Origin of the sequence: uncultured Intestinimonas sp., from assembly GCF_944387725.1 — a bacterium.
Classification (GTDB): Bacteria; Bacillota; Clostridia; order Oscillospirales; family Oscillospiraceae; genus Intestinimonas.
The window spans coordinates 1-20,900 of sequence record NZ_CALXGA010000015.1 but is presented as its reverse complement, the minus strand read 5'-3'; the positions used below and the strand labels follow the sequence as shown (position 1 = coordinate 20,900).

Annotated in this window: 23 protein-coding genes and 1 riboswitch; of the genes, 5 read left to right on the top strand and 18 right to left on the bottom strand. The window is 68.4% G+C overall.

The window, feature by feature from the left end; genetic code table 11:
* Positions 1-12 precede the first annotated feature (12 nt).
* The 18 genes from Q0K09_RS03900 to Q0K09_RS03815 form a co-directional block, all read right to left on the bottom strand.
* Positions 13-807: a sirohydrochlorin cobaltochelatase gene (locus tag Q0K09_RS03900; protein WP_294473185.1), complete on the bottom strand. Its 795-nt coding sequence runs from the start codon at positions 805-807 to the stop codon at positions 13-15.
* Positions 808-834: 27 nt separating this feature from the next.
* Positions 835-1,479: a precorrin-8X methylmutase gene (locus Q0K09_RS03895; RefSeq protein ID WP_294473182.1), complete on the bottom strand. Its 645-nt coding sequence runs from the start codon at positions 1,477-1,479 to the stop codon at positions 835-837.
* 4 nt (positions 1,480-1,483) lie between these two features.
* Positions 1,484-2,989 carry a cobyric acid synthase gene (locus Q0K09_RS03890; protein WP_294473180.1) on the bottom strand — a complete coding sequence of 502 codons (1,506 nt, stop codon included), beginning with the start codon at positions 2,987-2,989 and terminating at the stop codon, positions 1,484-1,486.
* A gap of 1 nt (position 2,990) precedes the next feature.
* Positions 2,991-4,058 (bottom strand): aminotransferase class I/II-fold pyridoxal phosphate-dependent enzyme, encoded by a 1,068-nt coding sequence (locus Q0K09_RS03885; RefSeq protein WP_365931382.1) that lies wholly within the window; start codon positions 4,056-4,058, stop codon positions 2,991-2,993.
* Between the two features lie 40 nt (positions 4,059-4,098).
* Positions 4,099-5,073, bottom strand: coding sequence for an adenosylcobinamide-phosphate synthase CbiB (cbiB, locus tag Q0K09_RS03880; RefSeq protein ID WP_294473174.1), 975 nt, complete (start codon positions 5,071-5,073; stop codon positions 4,099-4,101).
* Positions 5,070-5,654 carry a histidine phosphatase family protein gene (locus Q0K09_RS03875; protein ID WP_294473170.1) on the bottom strand — a complete coding sequence of 195 codons (585 nt, stop codon included), beginning with the start codon at positions 5,652-5,654 and terminating at the stop codon, positions 5,070-5,072. The genes cbiB and Q0K09_RS03875 overlap by 4 nt, the downstream gene beginning before the upstream one ends.
* Positions 5,645-6,013 carry a bifunctional adenosylcobinamide kinase/adenosylcobinamide-phosphate guanylyltransferase gene (locus tag Q0K09_RS03870; protein WP_294473168.1) on the bottom strand — a complete coding sequence of 123 codons (369 nt, stop codon included), beginning with the start codon at positions 6,011-6,013 and terminating at the stop codon, positions 5,645-5,647. The genes Q0K09_RS03875 and Q0K09_RS03870 overlap by 10 nt, the downstream gene beginning before the upstream one ends.
* Positions 6,010-6,780 (bottom strand): adenosylcobinamide-GDP ribazoletransferase, encoded by a 771-nt coding sequence (locus tag Q0K09_RS03865; protein ID WP_294473165.1) that lies wholly within the window; start codon positions 6,778-6,780, stop codon positions 6,010-6,012. The genes Q0K09_RS03870 and Q0K09_RS03865 overlap by 4 nt, the downstream gene beginning before the upstream one ends.
* Positions 6,781-6,785: 5 nt before the next feature.
* Positions 6,786-7,301, bottom strand: coding sequence for a bifunctional adenosylcobinamide kinase/adenosylcobinamide-phosphate guanylyltransferase (locus Q0K09_RS03860; RefSeq protein WP_294473161.1), 516 nt, complete (start codon positions 7,299-7,301; stop codon positions 6,786-6,788).
* Positions 7,302-7,344: 43 nt separating this feature from the next.
* On the bottom strand, positions 7,345-8,421 hold the full coding sequence (cobT, locus tag Q0K09_RS03855; protein ID WP_294473158.1) for a nicotinate-nucleotide--dimethylbenzimidazole phosphoribosyltransferase: 1,077 nt from the start codon (positions 8,419-8,421) through the stop codon (positions 7,345-7,347).
* Positions 8,418-9,791: a cobyrinate a,c-diamide synthase gene (locus tag Q0K09_RS03850; RefSeq protein WP_294473156.1), complete on the bottom strand. Its 1,374-nt coding sequence runs from the start codon at positions 9,789-9,791 to the stop codon at positions 8,418-8,420. The genes cobT and Q0K09_RS03850 overlap by 4 nt, the downstream gene beginning before the upstream one ends.
* The gene (gene cbiE, locus Q0K09_RS03845) at positions 9,784-10,980 is read right to left on the bottom strand and encodes a precorrin-6y C5,15-methyltransferase (decarboxylating) subunit CbiE (protein WP_294473153.1); all 1,197 of its coding nucleotides are present in this window, start codon (positions 10,978-10,980) and stop codon (positions 9,784-9,786) included. Before cbiE ends, Q0K09_RS03850 begins: the two co-directional genes overlap by 8 nt.
* Entirely contained in the window at positions 10,977-11,723 is a 747-nt protein-coding gene (gene cobK, locus Q0K09_RS03840; RefSeq protein ID WP_294473152.1) for a precorrin-6A reductase, read from the bottom strand. Before cobK ends, cbiE begins: the two co-directional genes overlap by 4 nt.
* Before the next feature lie 3 nt (positions 11,724-11,726).
* A complete protein-coding gene (gene cobJ / locus Q0K09_RS03835; protein WP_294473149.1) occupies positions 11,727-12,464 on the bottom strand; it encodes a precorrin-3B C(17)-methyltransferase in 738 nt (245 codons plus the stop codon).
* Entirely contained in the window at positions 12,461-13,513 is a 1,053-nt protein-coding gene (locus tag Q0K09_RS03830) for a cobalt-precorrin 5A hydrolase (protein ID WP_294473147.1), read from the bottom strand. The genes cobJ and Q0K09_RS03830 overlap by 4 nt, the downstream gene beginning before the upstream one ends.
* Positions 13,510-14,265 carry a precorrin-4 C(11)-methyltransferase gene (gene cobM / locus Q0K09_RS03825; protein WP_294473144.1) on the bottom strand — a complete coding sequence of 252 codons (756 nt, stop codon included), beginning with the start codon at positions 14,263-14,265 and terminating at the stop codon, positions 13,510-13,512. Before cobM ends, Q0K09_RS03830 begins: the two co-directional genes overlap by 4 nt.
* Positions 14,262-15,431, bottom strand: a complete 1,170-nt coding sequence (gene cbiD / locus Q0K09_RS03820; RefSeq protein ID WP_294473141.1) for a cobalt-precorrin-5B (C(1))-methyltransferase CbiD — start codon at positions 15,429-15,431, stop codon at positions 14,262-14,264. The genes cobM and cbiD overlap by 4 nt, the downstream gene beginning before the upstream one ends.
* Before the next feature lie 99 nt (positions 15,432-15,530).
* Positions 15,531-15,720: riboswitch (cobalamin riboswitch) on the bottom strand.
* Positions 15,721-15,999: 279 nt separating this feature from the next.
* A complete protein-coding gene (locus Q0K09_RS03815) occupies positions 16,000-16,878 on the bottom strand; it encodes a LysR family transcriptional regulator (protein ID WP_294473137.1) in 879 nt (292 codons plus the stop codon).
* Between the two features lie 150 nt (positions 16,879-17,028).
* On the opposite strand from Q0K09_RS03815, the gene Q0K09_RS03810 reads away from it, so the two are divergent.
* The 5 genes from Q0K09_RS03810 to Q0K09_RS03790 all read left to right on the top strand — a co-directional run.
* Positions 17,029-18,249: a dicarboxylate/amino acid:cation symporter gene (locus Q0K09_RS03810; protein ID WP_294473135.1), complete on the top strand. Its 1,221-nt coding sequence runs from the start codon at positions 17,029-17,031 to the stop codon at positions 18,247-18,249.
* 20 nt (positions 18,250-18,269) lie between these two features.
* Complete coding sequence (gene sdaAB / locus Q0K09_RS03805; RefSeq protein WP_294473133.1) at positions 18,270-18,938, top strand: L-serine ammonia-lyase, iron-sulfur-dependent subunit beta; 669 nt, start codon at positions 18,270-18,272, stop codon at positions 18,936-18,938.
* A gap of 14 nt (positions 18,939-18,952) precedes the next feature.
* Positions 18,953-19,822, top strand: a complete 870-nt coding sequence (gene sdaAA / locus Q0K09_RS03800) for an L-serine ammonia-lyase, iron-sulfur-dependent, subunit alpha (RefSeq protein WP_294473131.1) — start codon at positions 18,953-18,955, stop codon at positions 19,820-19,822.
* Between the two features lie 203 nt (positions 19,823-20,025).
* Entirely contained in the window at positions 20,026-20,706 is a 681-nt protein-coding gene (locus Q0K09_RS03795) for a TIGR00266 family protein (RefSeq protein ID WP_294473126.1), read from the top strand.
* Between the two features lie 7 nt (positions 20,707-20,713).
* Positions 20,714-20,900, top strand: a 187-nt coding sequence (locus tag Q0K09_RS03790) for a hypothetical protein (protein WP_294473123.1), incomplete at its 3' end; no start/stop codon positions are given.

The window sequence follows — 20,900 nt, the reverse complement described above, 5'->3', positions numbered from 1 at the left end:
GCTCGTCTCTCCTTACTTCGGTCCGTCTCCCGCCGCCTCCAGGGCGTGGCGGACAAAGATACCGCGGAGGCCGGGGTACTCCCCCAGCCCGGTAAGGCGGCAGTCCGTCTCGTAGCCCAGGGCCTCCAACTGGCTTTTCCAGGAATCTGGCTCCGGCCCCGCCAGATCGTTTTTGGCGTGGTCGCCGGCCACAATCATCAGGGGGGCCAGCACCACCCTCCGGACCCCGGGCCGCTCTGAGAGCCGCCGGAGGACCTCCCCGAAGCCGGGGTAGCCCTCCACGGTGCCCACCAGCACGTCGGTCCGGCCCAGATCGTGGAGCAGGTACTCCAGCTGGCAGTAGGCCGGGTTGGCGAAGTGCTCCGTCCCATGGCCCATGAAGACCAGGGCCCGGTCCTCCGCCCGCTCCGGCAGCGCCTCCAGCAGGGCCTCCGCCGCCTGGCGGTAGTCCTCCTCCGCGCTCAGCAGAGGGCGGCCCACGGCCAGCCGCTCGAACCGCCCCCGGAAGGGCTCCGCCTGGGCCAGGAGCTTGTCGTACTCCGCCCCGTGCATGATGTGGGTGGGCTGGACCACTGCGTCCCGGACTCCCGCCCCGGCCAGGCCCTCCAGGGCCCGGGGCACATCGTCGATGTGGAGGCCGTCCCGGGCCTCCAGCTTGCGCAGAATCATGCCGCTGGTGAAGGCCCGGCGGAGGACCCGGTCCGGCAGGGCGGCGGCCAGATCCTCCTCAATGGGGACGATGGTCTTCTCCAGGGTGTCCAGGTGGCTGGTGCCAAAGGACACCACCAAAAGGGCTTTCTCCGGCATAGGCGCCCCTCCTTCCCTTCGCTTCGGTCACTCCCGGACGTTGCCGGATGCCAGATACAGCAGGGCGTTGCAGATGGCGGCCGCCACGTTGGAGCCGCCCTTCCGGCCGCGGGCAGCGATATAGGGCACGTCCTGGGTGAGCAGGAGCTCCTTGCTCTCCACCACGTTGACAAAGCCCACCGGCACGCCGATGATGAGCGCTGGCCGCAGTTCCCCCGCCTCCAGAAGTTCGCAGGCCCGGACCAGAGCCGTGGGAGCGTTGCCCAGGGCCAGGATCAGGGGCCGGTCCAGCCTGGCCGCCCGCTCCATAGAGACGGCGGCCCGGGTGACCCCCCGCGCCTTGGCCTCGGCGGCCACGTCTGGGTCGGACATGAAGCACAGGGCCTCTCCGCCGAACTTCTCCAGCACCCGCTTGTTGACGCCGGCCCGGGCCATCTGGGTGTCGGTGACCAGGGCGCAGCCGGCCTTCAGGGCGGCCACCCCCTTTTCCACCGCCCCCGGGGAGAAGACCAGATTGCCGGCGTAGTCAAAGTCGGCGGTGGTGTGAATGACCCGCTTCACCACCGGCAGGATTTCCGGCGGAAAAGTCCGCTCCCCCAGCTCCAGCTGGATGATCTCCATGCTCCGGGCCTCGATCTCCGCCGGGGCCACCCGCTGCAATTCCACTTTCATAGGCTCACTCCTTGCCCTCCAGAATCCGATAGACGTGCGCCAGGTCCAGGCTTGCCCGGACCCCCGCCGCCAGCTTGTCATACTGCTCCTCCTGGTATGCCTGCCAGTCCACCGCCCTGGCGGAGGGGGCCAGACCCTTCCGGGCCAGGAGGGCGTCCACCAGGGCCCGGGCGCTCTCGGCCCGGTCGAAGAGGCCGTGGACGTAGCTGCCCCACACATTGCCCCGGGCGGCGCCGTCGGCCTTGGTCCCGCCGTCCAGGGTGGCGAGGGCGGTCAGGGGCTCCGCCCCCTGGCTCAGCACGGTCTCCCCCATGTGGATTTCATAGCCCTCCAGGGCCGCCCCGTTCAGAGAGGCGAAGACCCCCTGTGCCCCCCGGAAGACCCCGGAGACCCGGGTGCGGGTCTTCTCCCCCCGGAAAACGGTGCCGGTGGGGAGCAGTCCCATGCCCCGCAGGGTTCCGCCGCCCTCCACCCCCTCTGGGTCGGAGAGGGTTTGGCCCAGCATCTGGTAGCCGCCGCAGATGCCGGCCACGGCCCCGCCCCGACTGGCATATTGGAGGATTTTGGCCTCCAGCCCGCTCTGACGGAGCCACTTGAGGTCGTCCAGGGTGCTCTTGGTCCCCGGCAGGATCACCAGGTCCGGGTTCCCCAGCTCGCCGGGGGTCTGGACATACCGCACTGCGGCCTCCTCCACCCGCTCCAGGGGGTTGAAGTCGGTGAAGTTGGACAGGCGGGGCAGGCGCACCACCGCGATGTCGGCCAGCCCCGTCTCCCCCCCCCGGCAGAGCTTGGGGGAGAGGGAATCTTCGTCGTCGATGTCCACGTCCAGCATGGGCACCACCCCCAGCACCGGCTTGCCGGTGAGCCCCTCCAGGGTCTTCAGGCCCGGCCGCAGAATCTCCACGTCCCCCCGGAACTTGTTGATGATGAGGCCTTTGATGCGCGCCTGCTCCTCCGGCTCCAGGAGCTTCACCGTGCCGTAGAGGGAGGCGAAGACGCCCCCCCGGTCGATGTCCCCCGCCAGGAGCACCGGGGCGTTCGCCAGCCGGGCCATGCCCATGTTCACAAAGTCGTCCCGCTTGAGGTTGATCTCCGCCGGGCTCCCCGCCCCCTCGATGACAATGATGTCGTACGCGGAGGCCAGGGCGTCATAGGCCGCCAGGACGTCGGGGATCAGTTCCTTTTTCCAGCGGAAATACGCCGCCGCCCCCATGGTCCCCCGGGGCGTCCCGTGGACAATGACCTGGGAGCCGGTGTCGTTGGTGGGCTTGAGGAGAATGGGGTTCATGCGCACGTCAGGCTCCACCCCGGCGCACCGGGCCTGGACCACCTGGGCCCGGCCCATCTCCAGGCCGTCGGCGGTGATGAAGGAGTTGAGGGCCATGTTCTGGGCCTTAAAGGGGGCCACCCGCCAGCCGTCCTGCCGGAAGATCCGGCACAGCCCCGCCGCCAGCAGGCTCTTGCCGGCGTTGGAGGCAGTGCCCTGGATCATGATCGCTTTTGCCGGCATCTTACAGCGCCTCCTTCATGGCCCGGATCAGTTGTTCATTCTCTTCCTGAAGCCGGACCGCGATCCGGTAGTCGTCCTCTCCCAGCCCCGGGTAGTCGGCGCAGGAGCGGATGAGCACCCCCCGGCGCAGCAGCCGCTCCCGCAGGTCCGTAATCCCCGGCGCCCGGAAGAGCAGATAGTTGGCCGCGCTGGGGATTACCTCCAGGCCCAGCCCCTCCAGGGCCCGCATGAGCCGGCTCCGCTCCCGGGCAATCAGCGCCCGGGCCAGGCGGGGGTGGCTGGGCTCCGCCGCCGCCGCCAGCCCCGCCGCCTGGGCGGGCGCGGACACGCTCCAGGGCTGGGCACAGCGGGAGATCCGGTCCAGCAGCGCCCCGTCGGCGCTGAGGCAGTAGCCCAGCCGCAGGCCGGGCATGGCGTAGCTCTTGGTGAAGGCCCGGAGGAGCAGGAGGTTGGGATATGGCTCCAGATATCCCGCCAGCCCCGCCGCCTCCCCGCCGTCCGAGAGGGCCAGGAAGCACTCGTCCACCACCAGCCGGACCCCCGCCGCCCGGCTCTTCTCCAGAATGGCCTCCAGGAGCCCCCGGTCGATGACCCGGCCCGTGGGGTTGTTGGGGGTGCAGAAAAAGGCCAGGTCCAGCTCCGGCGTCAGCTCGTCCAGGACGGCCCCGGTGAGGTCGAAGTTCCGCGCCCGGTCCAGGATGTGGCGGACCACAGTACAGCCTGCGGCGGAGACCGCCGCCTCGTACTCCGAGAAGGTGGGGGCGGTGACCAGGGCCCGCCGGGGGCCCTCGGAAAAGGCCAGCCGGAAGACCAGGTCGGCGGCTCCATTGCCGCAGAGGACCTGCCCCGGGGCCACGCCGTCCCGCCGGGCGATGGCGGCGGAAAGGGCCCGGCACAGGGGGTCTGGGTAGTGGACCGCCTCCTCCACCCCTTCGGCGGCGGCCCGCCGGACCCCCTCGGGCATCCCCAGGGGGTTTAAGTTGGCGGAGAAATCCAGCACCTCCCCGGCCCAGAGGACCCGGGCCGACACCAGATCGCCGCCGTGGGTCGATTCCTTCAAAGCTGTCACCTCTCTCCAAGCCGTCTCTCTCCCGCCGTACGGGGCGGCCTCAGAGCGTCAAACTCAGCGCCAGAGGAATCCCGCAGAATAGGACCATGGCCAGAAAGGCCGCGGCATACATCAGGCGGTTACACCGCAGGATGTCCGCCGGCTCCACCGGCCGCAGGGGATCCCCAATCGTGGGCTTTTCCACCCGCTTCCCAAAGTAAAAGCTGCTCCCCCCCAGCTGGATGTCCAGGGCCCCCGCCGCCGCCGCCTCGGTGTGGGCGGAGTTGGGGCTCTTGTGCTTCTTCCGGTCCCGGAGGAAGATTTTCCAGGCGTTTTTCCCATCAAAGCCTGCGGGCCGGGCGGCCAGGCACATCAGCACCCCCGCCAGCCGGGCCGGGAGGAAATTCACTGCGTCGTCCAGCCGGGCCGCCGCCCGGCCAAAGTAGAGGTAGCGGTCATTTTTGTAGCCCACCATGGAGTCCATGGTGTTGACCGCCTTGTAAAATACCCCCAGGGGGGCCCCGCCAATGGCCAGGAACAGCAGGGGGGCCGCCACCCCGTCGGAGGCGTTCTCCGCCACCGTCTCCACCGCCGCCCGGGCCACCCCGTCCCGGTCCAGCCGGTCGGTGTCCCGGCCCACAATCATGGAGACCGCCCGCCGGGCCTCCTCCAGGGCGCCGTCCCGCAGGGCCCGGTAGACCTTCAGGCTCTCGTCCCGGAGGGACCGGGCGGCCAGGAGCTGATAGCACAGCAGAGTCTCCGCAGCGAAGGCCAGCAGGGGGTGGATGCGCCGGCACAGCCACAGGGCCAGCACCGCCGCCCCGGTGGAAATCCCCGCCGCCAGCACCACCAGCGCCGCTCCCGCCGCCAGCTCCCCCTTGGGGCCCTTGGGAAAGAGGAAGCGCAGGGGCCGCTCCAGCAGGGCGGTGATCCCCCCCATGGCCCGGACCGGGTGGGGCATCCAGTGGGGGTCTCCAAACAGCAGGTCCAGCAGGCACCCCAGCAGCAGGGCGGCAAGCCGCAGGGTCAGGCTCATGCCTTCGTCCTCCCCGCCGGGCCCAGAATGTGGAGCTCCAGGGGCTCCCGGACCAGCTCGGCCCGGTAGCCGCCGCAGTTTTGGGGGTACCAGTCGTAAAAGCCCGTTCGGGCCGGCCGGCCGCAGCGGGTGAGCATCCCCATGAGAAGTCCCCCGTGGGAGACTACCCCAATGCGCGTAAAGCCCCGGGCCAGGGCGTCCTCCGCCAGGGCCTCCAGGGCCCGGGAGCCCCGGCGGGCGCAGTCCTCGGCGGGCTCCCCCACCGCCATCTCCCCCGCCAGCCACCGCTGGTACATGGGGTCGTCCCGGAGCTCCTGGTGGCTCTTCCCCTCAAAGGGGCCGAAGTCGGTCTCCCGCAGGTCCTCGATCACCGTCTGCGCCACGCCGGGCCACAGGAGCGCCGCCGTCTGGCGGCAGCGGCGCATGGGGCTCACATAGAGGTGCTCCACCGCCGGAAGCAGAGGGGCGGTCTCCCGGGCCATGGCCTCCCCCTCCGGGGCCAGGGGCACATCCAGACGGCCCACAAAGCGCTTTTCCAGATTCCCCCGGGTGACGCCGTGGCGGATGAGAATCACTTCCACGTTCCTTCCCCCTTCAATACCATGCTCAGGCCGCAGAACACCCGCTCCACCCGCTCAGCCCTCCGGGCCAGGGCGCAGCAGAGGCGGCCCACCTCCTCCCGCCAGGCCCGCTCGGAGGGGTCCACCGGCACCACGCCGCAGCCCACCTCGTCACAGAGGATCACCACCTCCGGGTTGACCTCCAGCAAGTCCCCCAGGCCCTCCCCGGGGTGGGCGCGGACCCAGTCCTCCAGGCCGGCAAAGATGGGCTTGCTCCGGGCAGCGGCCGGGTCCCGGGCCACATCGGACGCCCCCAGGCCGGTCTTTTCCAGGGCGTAAGCCAGCTTTCCCTGGCCCGCGCCCCCAATGAGCAGAATCATAACAGCACCTCCAGCCGCTGTGCCAGGACCACGGAGAGCACCATGGCGCACTCGCAGACCTGAAGGAAGAACCCGGCCAGGTCCCCGGTGATGCCGCCGAACTGCCGCCGGGACATGACGAAATAGTAGAGGAAGGACAGCCCGGCCCCTCCAATGGCCGCCCCCCCGGTCACCGGGTCCAGGGCCGCCAGGGCGGCTCCGGCGGCCAGAGTCCACAGCCCCAGCACCACCCGGGCCCGCCGGGCGTCCACAGGCTGGGTGAAGGTGGCCAGCAGGCCGCTGCCCCGGGCGTTGGGCCAGGAGACGGCGGCCAGGCCGGAGAGGCTCCGGGAGAGCACCGGCCCCAGGGCCAGCACCAGAAGGCTGCGCCCCTCCGGCACGGCCTCGCACCAGAGGGCGAAAAAAACCACCAGATAGACTCCGCAGCAGATGATGGCGAAGGCCCCGGTATGGGAGTCCTTCAGAATCTCCAGCTTCCGCTCCCGGCTCTGGTGGGAGCCCAGGGCGTCTGCGGTGTCACAGAAGCCGTCCAGGTGGATGGCCCCGCTGGCGGCGATGGGGATCGCCAGGGCTCCCGCCGCCCGGAGGAAGGTCCCCAGGCCCAGGCTCAGGCAGACCTGGAGCCACACCCCCAGCAGCAGGGCGATGAGGAGCCCCGCCGCCGGGAAAAAGCACATGGCCCAGGCCAGGCTCTTCTGGTCCCAGTCCACCCGGGGGGCGGGGAAGCGGGAGTACATGGCCAGGGCGATGCACAGAGAACGGAGCATGTGTCTCACGCCCCCTTCCAGCAGACGGGAAGGCCGCAGACCACCTCATAAACCCGGTCCGCCCGGGCCGCCGCCGCCCGGTTGAGCCGGGCCAGACCGTCCAGGTAGGCCGCCGTCTCCGAATCGTAGCGGACGCCGTCGGAGAAGAGCTCATTGGTGACGATGACGGTACAGGCGGCCTCCCGGGCCAGGCGCTCCACCCCGGCGAGGACCCGCTGGAAGGCCCCCTCCCGGCCCTCCGGGCCAAACCACTCGTTGGCGGTGAGGTTGGACAGGTCCTCCAGCAGCACCGCCGCCCCCGGCGGCGGCGCCCAGTCCCCCAGGCGGCGGGGCCGCTCCACGGTCTGGAAGCCCTTCCCCGCCCGCAGGGCCCGGTGGCGCTCCACCCGGCGGCGGCTCTCCCCGTCCCGGACCTCCATAGTGGCCACATAGAAGCGGGGCCCCGCCGGGGCCGCCGTCACCAGACCCTCGGCATATTCGGATTTTCCGCTGGCAGAGCCGCCGGACACCAGAATCAGCACTGGGCTTCCCCCCTTGGTTTGGCATGGGCGGGCCGCCGCCCCCTCAGGTCAGGGGCTGGTAGGCCTCGATATCGGCAGCCGCAAAGGTACACATCTCCCGGTAGACCGCCAGGGCCATGTCCAGCAGGGGCAGCACGGCCACAGCCCCGGTGCCCTCCCCCAGGCACATCCCGGCAAAGAGGAAGGGGCGCAGTCCCAGGGCGTCCAGCACCAGCTTCCCCGCCGGCTCGTTGGAGGCGTGGGAGCCCAGCATGTAATCTTTGCACGCCGGGCAGAGCGCGGCCGCCGTCAGGGCGGCGGCGGAGGAGATGAAGCCGTCCACCAGCACCGGAACGCGGTGCATGGCCCCGCCCAGGAAAACCCCGGCCAGGCCGGCGATGTCCAGCCCCCCCACCTTGTGGAGGACGTCCAGAGGGTCGGCGGGGTCGGGCCGGTTGAGGGCGATGGCGGTCTCAATGGCCCGGACCTTCCGCGCCAGCCCCTCCGAGGAGAGGCCCGCCCCCCGGCCGGTGACCGCCGCCGGGTCCTTCCCCAGCAGAACGGAGACCATGGCGCTGGCGGTGGTGGTGTTGCCGATGCCCATCTCGCCGGTGGCCAGGATGCGATACCCCGCCTCCTTCAGCTCCTCCACCAGCCGCACCCCGGCCAGCACGGCCTGGGCCGCCTCCTCCCGGGACATGGCGGGGCCCTGGGTCATATCGGCGGTGCCCCGGCGGACGCACATCTGCCGGATGCGTGCCCCGGTCACCGGCCGGGCCACCCCGATGTCCACCGGGATGACCTCCGCCCCGGCCACCCGGGCCATGCAGCAGACCGAGGTGTCCCCGGTGGACATGTTTTCGGTGACGATGGCGGTGACCTCCTGGCCGGTCTGGGTGACCCCCTGGGCCACCACGCCGTTGTCGGCGCACATGGCCACCACCGCCCGCTTGGACAGGTCCACGTCGGCGCTGCCGGTGATGCCGGCGATGCGGACCATGTCCTGCTCCAGCAGTCCCAGGCTGTTCAGGGGGTGGGCGATGGCGTCCCAGCGGCGCTGGGCCTCCTCCATGGCCCCCTGGTCCAGGGGACCGATATGGTCCCCAATCTGAGCAAGCACGGTCTCAAAGCGCAGTGTCATTCTTCTTTACCCCTTTCATACCGGGCGCAGGCGGCCACAAAGCGCCGGGCCGCCTCTGGACAGCCGCTGAAATGGAAGTGGGGGAAGCCGGCGTAGAGGGTGGGAGTGTGCCAGCCGCAGTCCCAGCCCCGCTCGCTCAGGGGCTTTTGGGCCCGGAAGGCCGTCCCCGGCGTCTGGCTCTCCCAGTAGTGGAACTCATGGGCGGGAAGGCGCTCCCCCGCCCCGCACAAAAGCCCATCCTTCCGGGCGGTCAGGGTGACATAGCCAAAGCGCCCCAGCTTCCCCTGGCCCCAGGCCCGGCTGGAAAAGACACCCGCCATGCGCCAATCGTACCGGCCGCCGGCGTCCTGGAGGTCCCGGTGGAGGTAGAGGAAGCCGCCGCACTCGGCCACCGTGGGCATCCCGTGGAGAATCTCGTCATGGATTTCCCCCATCAGGGAGGTGTTTCGGGCCAGCTCTCCGGCGTACTCCTCCGGGTAGCCGCCCCCCAGGTAGAGGCCCTGGGCCCCCTCCGGCAAGGAGCGGTCCCGCAGAGGGGAGAACTCCACCAGCTCCGCCCCCTGCCGCCGGAGCTCCTCCAGGCCGTCTTCATAATAAAAGCAGAAAGCTGCGTCCCGGGCCAGGGCGATGACAGGCCGCCGCTCCCGCCGGACGGAGGGCGGCGGCGGGGCCTCCAACGCCGGGGCGGAGGCCGCCAGGGCCAGGAGGCCGTCCAGGTCCACCGACTGCTCCGCCTGCGCCGCCAGGCGGCGGAGCTTGTCCCGGAGATCCGCCACCTCGGCGGCGGTGACCAGCCCCAGGTGCCGGCTCTCCAGGGCGCACGCTGGCAAATCGGGGAGATAGCCGTACACCGTCAGGCCGGTCTCGGCCTGGATGGCCTCCCGCAGGCGGGGGTAGAGCATGGGGGAACAGCGGTTGAGCAAAACGCCCTGAATCCGGGAATCGGGCCGGAACGCCGCCATGCCCTTCACCAGGGCGGCGGCGGAGAGGGCCCGCCCCCGGACGTCAGCCACCAGCACCGCCGGGGTGCCGGTGGTCCGGGCCAGGTCGTAGGCGCTGGCCCGGTCCGACAGGGCGAGGCCGTCGTAGTAGCCCATGGCCCCCTCGATGACGGCCGCTCCGGCCCCCCGGGTGTTCTCCAGGAGGCTCCGGCGCACCGCCGCCTCCCCCATGAGGAAGAGGTCCAGGTTCCGGGACTTGGCCCCGATGACCTCGCTGTGGAACATGGGGTCGATATAGTCGGGGCCGCACTTGAAGGCCACCGGAGCCGCCCCCCGGTCCACCAGGGCCTGGAGGAGGGCGCAGGCAGCCGTGGTCTTGCCCCCGCCGCTGGCCGGGGCGCAGAGGAGGAGCCGGGGGACCCTACTCATGCTTTCCCTCCCCGCTGAAGATCCACACCGGGTTCTGGGCGTCCATCAGGTGGTAGGGCCCGGCCTTTCGGGTTCGGGTGGCCGCCACCTGGACCATGCCGGCCCCGGAGAGGGGGGCAAAGCACCGGGCGGCCTCCCCCATCGTCTCCAGGGTCACGGCGGTGCAGACCACCCGGGCGGCGGGGTTCTTGGCAAAGATCACCGCCAGGATCTCCTCCATCTCCCCGGAGGTCCCCCCCAGGAAGACCCGGTCCGGGGCCGGCAGGTCCTCCAGAACCTGGGGGGCGGCGCCGGAAACCAGCTCCAGGTTGACACAGCCGAACTGGGCCTTGTTCCCGGCCAGCAGGTCCAGGGCGGCCTCCTTCTTCTCAATGGCGTACACCCGGCCCTGGGGACAGGCCAGGGCGCACTCCACCGACACCGATCCGGTGCCCGCCCCCACGTCCCACACCGTATGCCAGGGCTGGAGACGCAGCTTGCACAGGGCCAGGGACCGGACCTCCTCCTTGGTCATGGGGACCTCGCCCCGGAGGAAGAAGCCGTCGGGGAGCCCCGGCGTGTTCCAGGGCCGGAGCACCGGCGCGTCGTGCTCGGCCAGCAGGACCGCCAGGTCTTCAAAGTGCTCCCCCGCCAGTCCAGCCGCCGTGCCGGTGACAATCCGCTCGTCGGGATAGGAGAGCCGCTCCCCCACCGACACCCGGACCGCCCCCAGGCCCCGCTCCGTCAGGGCCCGGCAGAGGTCCTCCGCCCGGGTGGCCCCGCCGGTGAGGGCGAAGGTCCGGGGGTGGCTCTGAATCTCCCCCACCGCGTTGTGGCTCCGGCCGTGGGCGCTGACCACCCGGACGTCCTGCCAGGTGGTCCCCAGCCGGGCGCAGAAGTAGGAGAGGGAGGAGAGGCCGGGGATGGTCTCCACCTGATGGTCCTTCAGCAGGGGCCAGAGGCTCTTGGCCCCGCTGTAAAAGCCGGTGTCCCCGGAGAGGAGGACCCCCACGGGGCCCTGGGTCTGCCCGTCCACCCAGGCGGCAATGTCTGCGGCGGCGGTGAGGGGGGCGCACGGGCGGTCCTCCTGCCAGGGCTCCAGCAGCCGCCGGGCCCCCGCCAGAGCCCGGCAGCCCTCGATGGCCCGCAGGGCCTGGACCGTCAGGGTGTCCGGGTTCCCCATCCCCACGCCGATGAGATAGACCTTCATACACGCGCCTCCTTCAGGGCGGTTTTCAGCTCCTCCAGGGTAAGGCCGGTCTCCTGAGCAGGCCGCTCCACCACCAGGAGGGCGCAGCCCGTCTCCCGGGCGGCCTCCGCCTTGGCCCGGAAGCCGCCGCAGCCCCCGGAGTCTTTGGTGACCAGAGTTCGGATTTGAAACTGCCGGATGAGGGCCGCGTTCAACTCCTGGGAGAAGGGGCCCTGCATACAGATGATGTGGGCGGGGGAAAAGCCCAGGGACAGGCACCGCTCCAGGGAATCCATGGTGGGCAGCACCCGGGGATAGCACCGCTCCACCAGGCCGGGGACGGCGAAGGGGGCCAGCTCCTTGCTGCCGGTGGTGAGGAGCACATGGCCGGGCAGGTCCGCCAGCAGACCGGCGGCCTCCGCCAGGTCCGCCGCCTTCTGGCAGCCGTCCTCCGCATCGGACTGCCGCAGCAGCCGCAGATAGGGCGTCCCCGCCGCCTCTGCCGCCGCCCTGAGGTTCTCCGTGACCGCCGCGGCGTAGGGGTGGGTGGCGTCCACCACACAGTCGAAGCCGCCGCCGGCCAGCAAAGCCTCCATGCCGGCCCGGTCCAGCCGGCCGGTGCGGACCTCCAGGCCGGGGCGCCGGGGGGCCAGGGCGGCCCCGTACTCCGTGGCCACGCAGAGGGTGAGGCCGAAGCCCTCCTCCGCCAGCCACCCGGCCAGCTCCCGGCCCTCGGAGGTGCCGCCGAAGAGCAGAACCTTCACCCCTCAGTCCTCCCGCTGGAGGTAGCCCCGGGGGGTCACCATCCTGCCGCAGATGACCTTCGTGCGGCTGCTGCCGATGAAGACGGTGGTGAACATATCCGCCGGAATCTCCCCCAGCGCCCCCAGGGTGGTGAGGGCGGCGGACTCCCCCTCCCGGCCGATGTTCCGCACATAGCCGCAGACGGTCTCCGGGGCCTTCCCCGCCTCCAGGAGGATGCGGCAGGCCCGCTTCAGGTGGTCCGGCCGACTGTGGCTGGCGGGGTTGTAGAGGCAGAGGACAAAGTCCCCCTCTGCGGCGCAGCACAGGCGTTTTTCAATGAGCTCCCAGGGGGTCAGCAGGTCGGAGAGGGAGACAACGGCGAAGTCGTGGGTCAAAGGGGCGCCCAGCAGGGCGGCCCCGCCGCAGGCGGCGGTGATGCCGGGCACCACCTCGATGTCGATGGGGGGATACGCCTGGGCCACCTCGCAGACCAGCCCCGCCATGCCGTAGACGCCGGCGTCGCCGGAGCACACCACGGCCACGTTCTTCCCGGCCACGGCCTCCTCCACCGCCATCCGGCAGCGGTCCACCTCCCCGCGCATCCCGGTGGCGCGCAGCTCCTTGTCTGGGAAGGCGTCCTGAATCAGGGCGAGATAGGCGGTGTAGCCCACGATGAGGCCGGCCTCCTCCAGGGCCTCCCGGGCCCGGCCGGTGAGATCCCGGCCCGCGCCGGGGCCCAGGCCCACGACAGTCACTTTCATAGCACTTCTCCTTCCGCTTTGGAAAAACACAGGGTCAGGGGCTCCTGGCTCACCGCCACGGTGACCCCTCCCCCGGCCTGTTTGGGAATGACAAGCCGCCCGCCGCCCAGGACGGCGGCCCGCTCGCAGACGTTATCCACCCCGGCGACCCCCTGGACGAAGGCCGACGGCGTGAAGTCCCCGGGGACCGCCGCCAGCGCCTCCGCCGGGTAGCAGCGCAGGGGCAGCTTTCGCGCCCGGCAGAAGGCCAGCAGTCCCGGCTCGTCCCGCTTCAGGTCGATGGTGCAGACCTGCCGGACGGCCCGGGGGGAGAGACGGCCCTCAGCCAGCGCCCGGTCCACCGCCTGGGCAATGGCCTCCTCCGGGGTCCCCCGCCGGCAGCCCACCCCCAGAGTGAGGATAGTGGGAATGAGCCGCAGGGTCTGGGCAAAGGGGGCCTTCTCCCCGTCCAGGGTGACGGCGAAGCCCAGAGGCCCGTCCCCCTGAACCACCCCCTCCGGCAGGGGCTCCCGGACGGGGAAGTCGCTTTCAAACCCCACGCTCTCCCCCGCCAGGAGGGCGGCTGAGATGGCCTTGGCCGCCTCCCGGCCCTCCATGTAAAAGCCCCGCTCCCGGGCCCACTGGTCCACGGCGAAGCGGTCATTGATGTCGGTGGCGGTGGAGACCGCCGCCGACCCGCCGGTGAGGGCGGCCACCCGCCGGGCCAGGTCGTTGGCTCCCCCCACATGGCCGGAGAGGAGGGGCACGGCAAAGCGCCCCGCCTCATCCACGCTGACCACGGCGGGGTCGGTGAGCTTGTCCCGGACATAGGGGGCGATGGCCCGGACGGCGATGCCGCTGGCCCCCACAAAGAGGAGGGCGTCCGAGTCGGAAAACCGGGCTCCGGCCCACTCCCCCACCCGCTCGTAGGCGCCGGGGAAGGCCAGGACCTCCTCCAGCCGCTTGGGACAGGCCAGGGTGCAGGTGTGGCCCTCCTCCTCCAGATCCTGGGCCAAGGTCCGGGCCAGCCCCCCGCCCCGCCGGGTGAAGGCGGTGAGGGCGATCCTCACTTGCCGGCCTCCCGATAGCCATGGGTGAAGGCCGGGTCGTAGAGCTTGGAGCGGTCGTACCGATCCCCCAGGAAGCCGCCGACGGTGATGAGGGCAGTCTTGGTGATGTGGTTTTCCCGGGCGGTCCGGGCCAGGGTGGAGACGGTGCAGCGGCAGACCTTCTCCTCCGGCCAGGCGGCCTTGTAGACAATGGCGGCGGGGGTGTCGGGGGCATACCCCCCCTCCAGCAGCTCCCGCTCCACCTCCTCCAGCAGGCCGGTGGAGAGGAAGAGCACCATGGTGCAGCCGTGGGCGGCCAGCTTGGAGAGCTTTTCCCCCTCCGGCACTGGGGTGCGCCCGGCCATGCGGGTGATGATGACGCTCTGGGACACGCCGGGGAGGGTGTACTCGGCCTCCAGGGCGGCGGCGGCCCCGGAAAAGGAGGAGACCCCCGGCGTCACGTCATAGGGGATGCCCCGGGCGTCCAGCCGGTCCATCTGCTCCCGGATGGCCCCGTAGAGGGAGGGGTCCCCGGTGTGGAGCCGGGCGGTGTCCCCGCCCCGGGCCTCGGTCTCCTCCATGACGGCGATGACCTCCTCCAGGGTCATGGAGGCGCTGTCGTAGACGGTGCAGCGCTCCTTTTTATACCCCAGCAGGGCGGGGTTTACCAGGGACCCGGCGTAGATGATGACGTCGGCCTCCCCCAGAAGTTTGGCCCCACGGAGGGTGATGAGGTCGGCGGCCCCGGGGCCCGCCCCGATAAAGTGTATCATAAGCGCCCTTCCTTTCTCGTCTCGCGTGCTGCCGCCGGATGCCGGGCGGCCAGGGCCTCGGCGTCCGGGGTGCGGCCCAGGACGCCGAGGCGGTTGGAGAAGAAGACGGCCCCGATCGCCAGGTCCTCCCCCGCCCGCTCCTTGAGCCGGCGGTCCAGGGCCCGGGCCAGGGAGGCCATCACCGGCCCACGGAGCCCGGCCCGGTCCAGGCAGTCCACGGCGTCGTCGGTGGTGACGGCCTGGAAGACCGCCTCCACTGTCTCCCGGTCCCCGCCGCACAGGGCGGTGTGGGCGGCCAGGGTCTCCCGCCGGCCGTCGGCCACCCGGGAGTGGGTGTTCATCACCCCGGCGGCCACCTTGCACAGCTTGCCGATGTGCCCCACCAGCAAAAGGCTCCGAAAGCCCAGGCCGGCGGCGTGGTCAATGGCCTCCCCCACATAGTTGGAGCAGGTGCAGCTGTGGTCCAGAGAGAGGCCCAAAGTCTCCCGGGCAAAGGTCTCGCCGTAGTTGCCGGGGGTCACCAGGAGATCCCGGACCCCGGCGGCAAAGTGCATGTCCTGTTCCAGCCGGAGGGAGTCCACCAGGGCGGCCTCGCTCATGGGCCGGACGATGCCGGAGGTCCCCAGGATGGAGATGCCTCCCACGATGCCCAGCCGGGGGTTGAAGGTCTTCCGGGCCAGGGCCTCCCCTTCGGGGGCCGAGATCTCCACCCGGAGCCCCCCGGACGCCCCCGCCGCCGCCAGGGCTGCCTGGACCTGGCCGGCGATCATCTGCCGGGGGACCCGGTTGATGGCGGCCGCCCCCACGGGCTGGTCCAAACCGGGCCGGGTCACCCGGCCCACCCCCGCGCCGCCGTCGATGACGGTGCCGGGGGCCTCGGTCCGCTCCACCCTGGCCCGGATCAGGGTCCCGTGGGTGGCGTCCGGGTCGTCCCCCCCGTCCTTCCGAATGGAGCAGGCGGCCCAGCCCGGCCCGGCGGCCCCCTCCAGGGGCTCCACCTCCACCGGAATGCCCGCCGGGGTCTCCACCCGGACCAGGGCGGGGAGCCGCCCCGTCAGAAGGAGCTCCGCCGCCCCACGAGCCGCCGCTGCGGCGCAGACGCCGGTGGTGTAGCCGCAGCGCAGCCGCCGCCGTCCCACCGGGATTTCGTACGCGAAGCCGCCCATGGGCCTCCCTCCTCCAAACAGGAAAAAAATGGACCCTCTCCCACAGCAGAAGGAGAGGGTCCAAGCCCCACGGCATACTGCCGCCCTCCCCACCTCAGAGTGACGTCTCTCCCACACGGCAGGTCTCCTGGCTTGCGCCTCCTCCTCCGGCGTCCCTTCTCGGCCGTCCCGGGCCAATGGGTTTCCACGCCTTCGTCCGCGCTCACAGTAGAGGTAAGACTGCGCCGGTCTTGCACCGGACTTCCCTTTTCAGCGGCTGCGCCGCCGCACCAGTGTGGTCTTCCTGATGAAATTGCCGCGGCCGTGCCGCGTGAATCAACCCCTCGCGGTTGACTCCGTGGACTCATTATAGCAAGTTTCCCCGTGGAAGTAAAGGGAGATTTTCACCCCGGAACAGCTGCGGCTTAGGGCTTGTTTGAAAAATGTCAACATGCCCAACCGGCGGGTCTTTTGTCCCCTGGACGGCGCAATTTTTCCTTGCAATCCGCCAGGATTCCTGCGAAAAAATTGCTTGCCAGCGGCCCAAAATCCCTCCCTGCCGGACACATCGCCAATTTTCAAACAAGCCCTAGTCCGCCAGGCGAACAAATTCCTCCATTTCACGGGTATGCCATTTTTCCTTGTGGGAAAAAATCTGCCGGTATAGGGTCACATGAAGGTCCTCTATATCGATCACGGTAAGCCTGCCTTGCCGCACACTCTGCTCCACCGCATAACGCGGCAGAAAGGAGACGCCTCGGTTGTTCTCCAGCATTTTGATGATAAATGAGGTGTCGCTGCACTCCAGAAAGGGGACGAGGATCGTTTCCCGGGAGGCCAGGAAGCGATCCAGCACCCGGCGGTAGTTTGCCTCCTGCTCTGTCAGATAGAAGGGCTGGTTCAGCAGCTGCTCCACCTTTCGCACGGGGAGCCGGCACAGCTCCCCAGCCAGGGCCGGGGAGGCCACAAAAACCACCTCCTCTCTCTGCTCCATCAGCTTGCGCCAGTTGTTATTGTATTGCGGCTCGTCCAGGATGTAGATCAGATCCAGCTCCCCCCGCTCCATCTGTTCCATCAGGCTCTCCGGCTCTCCGGTGGTGACTTGGATGACCACCTTGGGGTGCCGCTGCCAATATTGCCGGAGAACCTCGGGCAGCTTGGACACGCACAGCGATTCAATCACACCAATATGCAGCCGCCCATGCAGCTCCCCCTGGCCGGACACGGCGAGCCTGGCCTTGTTGACGTCATTGAGCACCTCGTAGGCCCGCTCCAGAAACTGGCTTCCCGGCACGGTCAGCACAATGTGCTTGCCCATGCGGTCAAACAGGCGGGTTTGGAGCTCCGTCTCCAGCTGCTGAATCTGTACCGTGACTGCGGACTGGGAATAGCCTAAGCTCTCCGCCGCCTTGGAAAAGCTCTTGAATTGGGCCACACGGATGAATGTGTTGAGCTGGCGCAGCTCCATCTTGATGCCCCCTGTCAAGCTGTGTTATCATTTTTTTAGAACGATATCATCAAATTTATGAATTTGACTTATGGCAATAATCAGAATATAGTAAAATCAGCGACGGGTCAAGAAAATTTTGAGCAAAATGACAAGGAGGTTGTATCATTCATGGAAAAGAAACCCTTTCGACTCGGGCTGCTCCCCAAGCTCATCATCGCAATCGTCATCGGCGTCCTGTTTGGGCAGTTCCTCCCGGTCTGGTTCTGCCGGATCGTCGTGACCGCATCCACGATTTTCAGCACCTTCCTATCCTTCGTCATCCCTCTGATGATCCTGGCCTATGTGACCATGGGCATCGCCAACCTGAAAAATGGGGCGGGCAAGCTGCTGCTCATCACCGTCGCCCTGGCCTACGGCTCCACGCTGATCGCGGGCTCTTCCTCCTATTTTGTGGCCATCAACCTGTTCCCCAGCTTTATGAGCGCCGACGCCTTGGAGCAGATTGCGGCTACGGCGGGCAATTCGCTGGAGACCTACTTCAGTCTGGAGATCCCGCCCCTGTTTGACACCCTCTCCGCCGTGGTGCTGGCCTTCGTGCTGGGGCTGTGCCTGTCCACCCTGCGGGGGAAGACCATCGGCGATACCCTCTACAACAGCATGAACGATTTCTCGGGAATCATTGACAAGGTGCTTCACTCGGTCATCGTCCCCCTGCTGCCCCTCTACATCTGCGGCACCTTCACCAATATGACCAAATCCGGCCAGACCTTCGCGATCCTGGGCATTCTGTGGAAGGTCTTCCTGGTGGTCATCCTCATGCACCTGGTCTGCATTGTCGTCCAGTTCCTGGTGGCGGGGGTTATCGGCAGTAAGAACCCCTTCACCCTGATCAAAAATCAGATCCCTGGCTATACCACGGCCCTGGGCACCCAGTCCTCCGCCGCCACCATCCCGGTGAACCTGCAGTGCGCCGAGGCCGACGGCGTATCCGAGGAGATCCGCAACTTCGTGGTTCCGCTGTGCGCCAATATCCACATGGCCGGCTCCATGATCACCATCACCGCCTGCGCCACGGCAGTGTGCCTGATGAATCAGCTCCCCATCAGCCTGTCCACCGTCATCCCCTTCATCATGACGCTGGGCATTGCCATGGTAGCCTCCCCCGGTGCGCCCGGCGGCTCCATCATGACGGCCCTGCCCTTTCTCTATATGATCTTCGGGCCGGAGGCCGGCGACCCCGGCGGGCCCATCTGCGCCATTATGGTGGCGCTGTACATCACCCAGGATTCCTTCGGCACCGCCTGCAATGTGTCCGGCGACAATGCCATCGGTGTGATTGTGGAGACCATCTACCAGAAGTTTATCAATAAGGCCCCTGCGAAAGCTTGAGCCCCCACAGGAGATCGCTTATGTCCTATATCAGTGTTTTTGATGTGCTGGGCCCCAATATGATCGGTCCGTCCAGCTCCCATACGGCGGGGGCCGCCGTCATCGCCTTTCTGGCGCATAAAATGATTGTCCCCCCGCTGAAAAAGGTAGATTTCATCCTCTACGGCTCCTTTGCTAAGACCTACCACGGCCACGGGACGGACCGTGCGCTGCTGGGCGGCATGATGGGCTTCGGGACGGACGATGTGCGCATTCGGGACTCCTTCCAGATTGCCGCGGAGCGGGGCCTGGCCTACCGCTTTACCCCCTGTGCCGACGTAACAGATGTCCATCCCAATACGGTGGACATCCGTATGGAAAACGCCGCCGGGCAGGTGATGACCATACGCGGGGAGTCCCTGGGCGGCGGCAAGGTTCGCATCACACGGATCAATGGCGTATCTGTGGATTTCACCGGCGCGTACAGCACCATCATTGTGGTGCAGCAGGACAAGCCGGGCGTGGTCGCCCACATCACCAAGGTGCTCAGCGACCGGGGGGTCAACATCGCCTTCATGCGCCTGTTCCGGGAGGAGAAGGGACACACCGCCTACACCATTGTGGAGTTCGACGGCCGTATCCCGGAGGGGATCGCCGGTCCGCTGCGGGACAATCCCAACGTGCATGATGTGATGATTGTAGAGCCATAAGGAGGACAGAGAGCATGGACTTCAAATCAGCAAAGGAGCTGCTGGCGCTGTGCCGGCGGGAGCAGTGCCCGATCTCGGAGATCATGCGCCGCCGGGAGTGCGTTCTGGGGGAGACCACACGCGATGTGGCAGACCACCGGATGGCCCGAGCCCTGGAGATCATGCGCGCCTCCGCCACCCAGCCGCTGAAAAATCCCGTCAAATCCATGGGGGGCCTGATTGGCGGCGAGGCCAAAAAGCTGTCCCATCACGCGGCAAAGGGGAAGGCCATCTGCGGCGATATCCTGGCCAGAGCCATTACCTATGCTGTTGCCGTGCTGGAGGTCAACGCCTCCATGGGCCTGATTGTAGCGGCCCCCACGGCGGGCTCCTCCGGCGTGGTGCCCGGTGTGCTTCTGGCCATGCAGGATTGCTATAAGATCTCTGACAGCCGGCTTGTGGACGCCCTTTTCAATGCCGGGGCCGTAGGCTACCTGGCCATGCGCAACGCCACAGTGTCCGGGGCTGTGGGGGGATGTCAGGCGGAGATGGGCGTGGCGGCCGCCATGGCGGCCTCGGCCGCTGTGGAGCTCATGGGGGGGGCGCCGGAGCAGTGCCTGGACGCCGCCTCCACCGTGCTGATGAACATGCTGGGGCTGGTGTGCGACCCGGTGGGGGGGCTGGTGGAGTACCCCTGCCAGAACCGGAACGCCGCAGGCGCCGCCAACGCGCTGGTGGCCGCCGAGATGGCCTTGAGCGGGATCCGTCAGCTCATTCCCTTTGATGAGATGCTGGACACCATGTATGCGGTGGGACGGCGCATCCCCCTGGATCTGCGGGAGACCGCTTTGGGCGGCTGCGCGGCCGCGCCCTCCGCATGTGAGCGGTGCGCACAGTGCGGCTGACCGGATGCTTCCATCCGAACAACAGCAGCGTCCCAGCGGGAGAGATGTCCTTGTGAAGGGCATCCCCCCGCTGGGACACGCGTTATTTTTCCCAAAATGGAATCTTTCTCTTGTATTCCGCGCCTACAGCCTGTATGATGGAGTCAGCCCAATTCCTTCGGAATTGGAAATAGCAAAACAGATTACATAAGGAGGCAGCCTGCATGAAGTATCACATCACCGGAGAGTCCATGCCCGTGGTCATCTGCGACCTGGAGGGCGGCGAGTCCATGATCACCGAGAAGGGCTCCATGGTCTGGATGAGCCCCAACATGGAGATGCGCACCAACGCCGGCGGCGGCCTGGGCAAAGCCTTTGGCCGGATGTTCTCCGGAGAATCCCTCTTCCAGAACGTCTACACCGCCCAGGGCGGCCCGGGCATGATCGCCTTCGCCTCCAGCTTCCCCGGCTCCATCCGGGCGGTGGAGATCACCCCCGACCGGCCCATTGTGGTTCAAAAATCCGGCTTTCTGGCCTCGGAACAGGGGGTAGAGATGTCCATCTTCTTCCAGAAGAAGCTGGGGGCCGGCTTCTTCGGCGGCGAGGGCTTCATCATGCAGAAGCTCTCCGGCCACGGCATGGCCTTCCTGGAGATCGACGGCTCCGCCGTGGAATACGAGCTCGCCGCCGGGCAGCGGATGGTGGTGGATACCGGCAATCTGGCCATGGTGGACATCACCTGCTCCATCGACATCCAGACCGTGAAGGGGGTCAAGAACGCCCTCTTCGGCGGCGAGGGCTTCTTCCACACCGTCATCACCGGCCCGGGCCGCATTGTCCTCCAGACCATGCCGGTCAGCGGCATGGCCGCCGCCCTGTCCCCCTTCTTCCCCAGCGGCTCGTAAGGGGCGGATGCCCCGCCGGCTGGGCGGGCGGACAAGGCGCGGCAAGCCCTCCTTTGCGCCTTTTTTCAACAGTCTGAGGCTGGACGGCCCGGCATGGGCCGCCCAGCCGGTCTTTTTCCTTAGGGCTTGTTTGAAAATTGGCGATGTGTCCGGCAGCGAGGGATTTTGGGCCTCTGGCAAGCAATTTTTTCGCA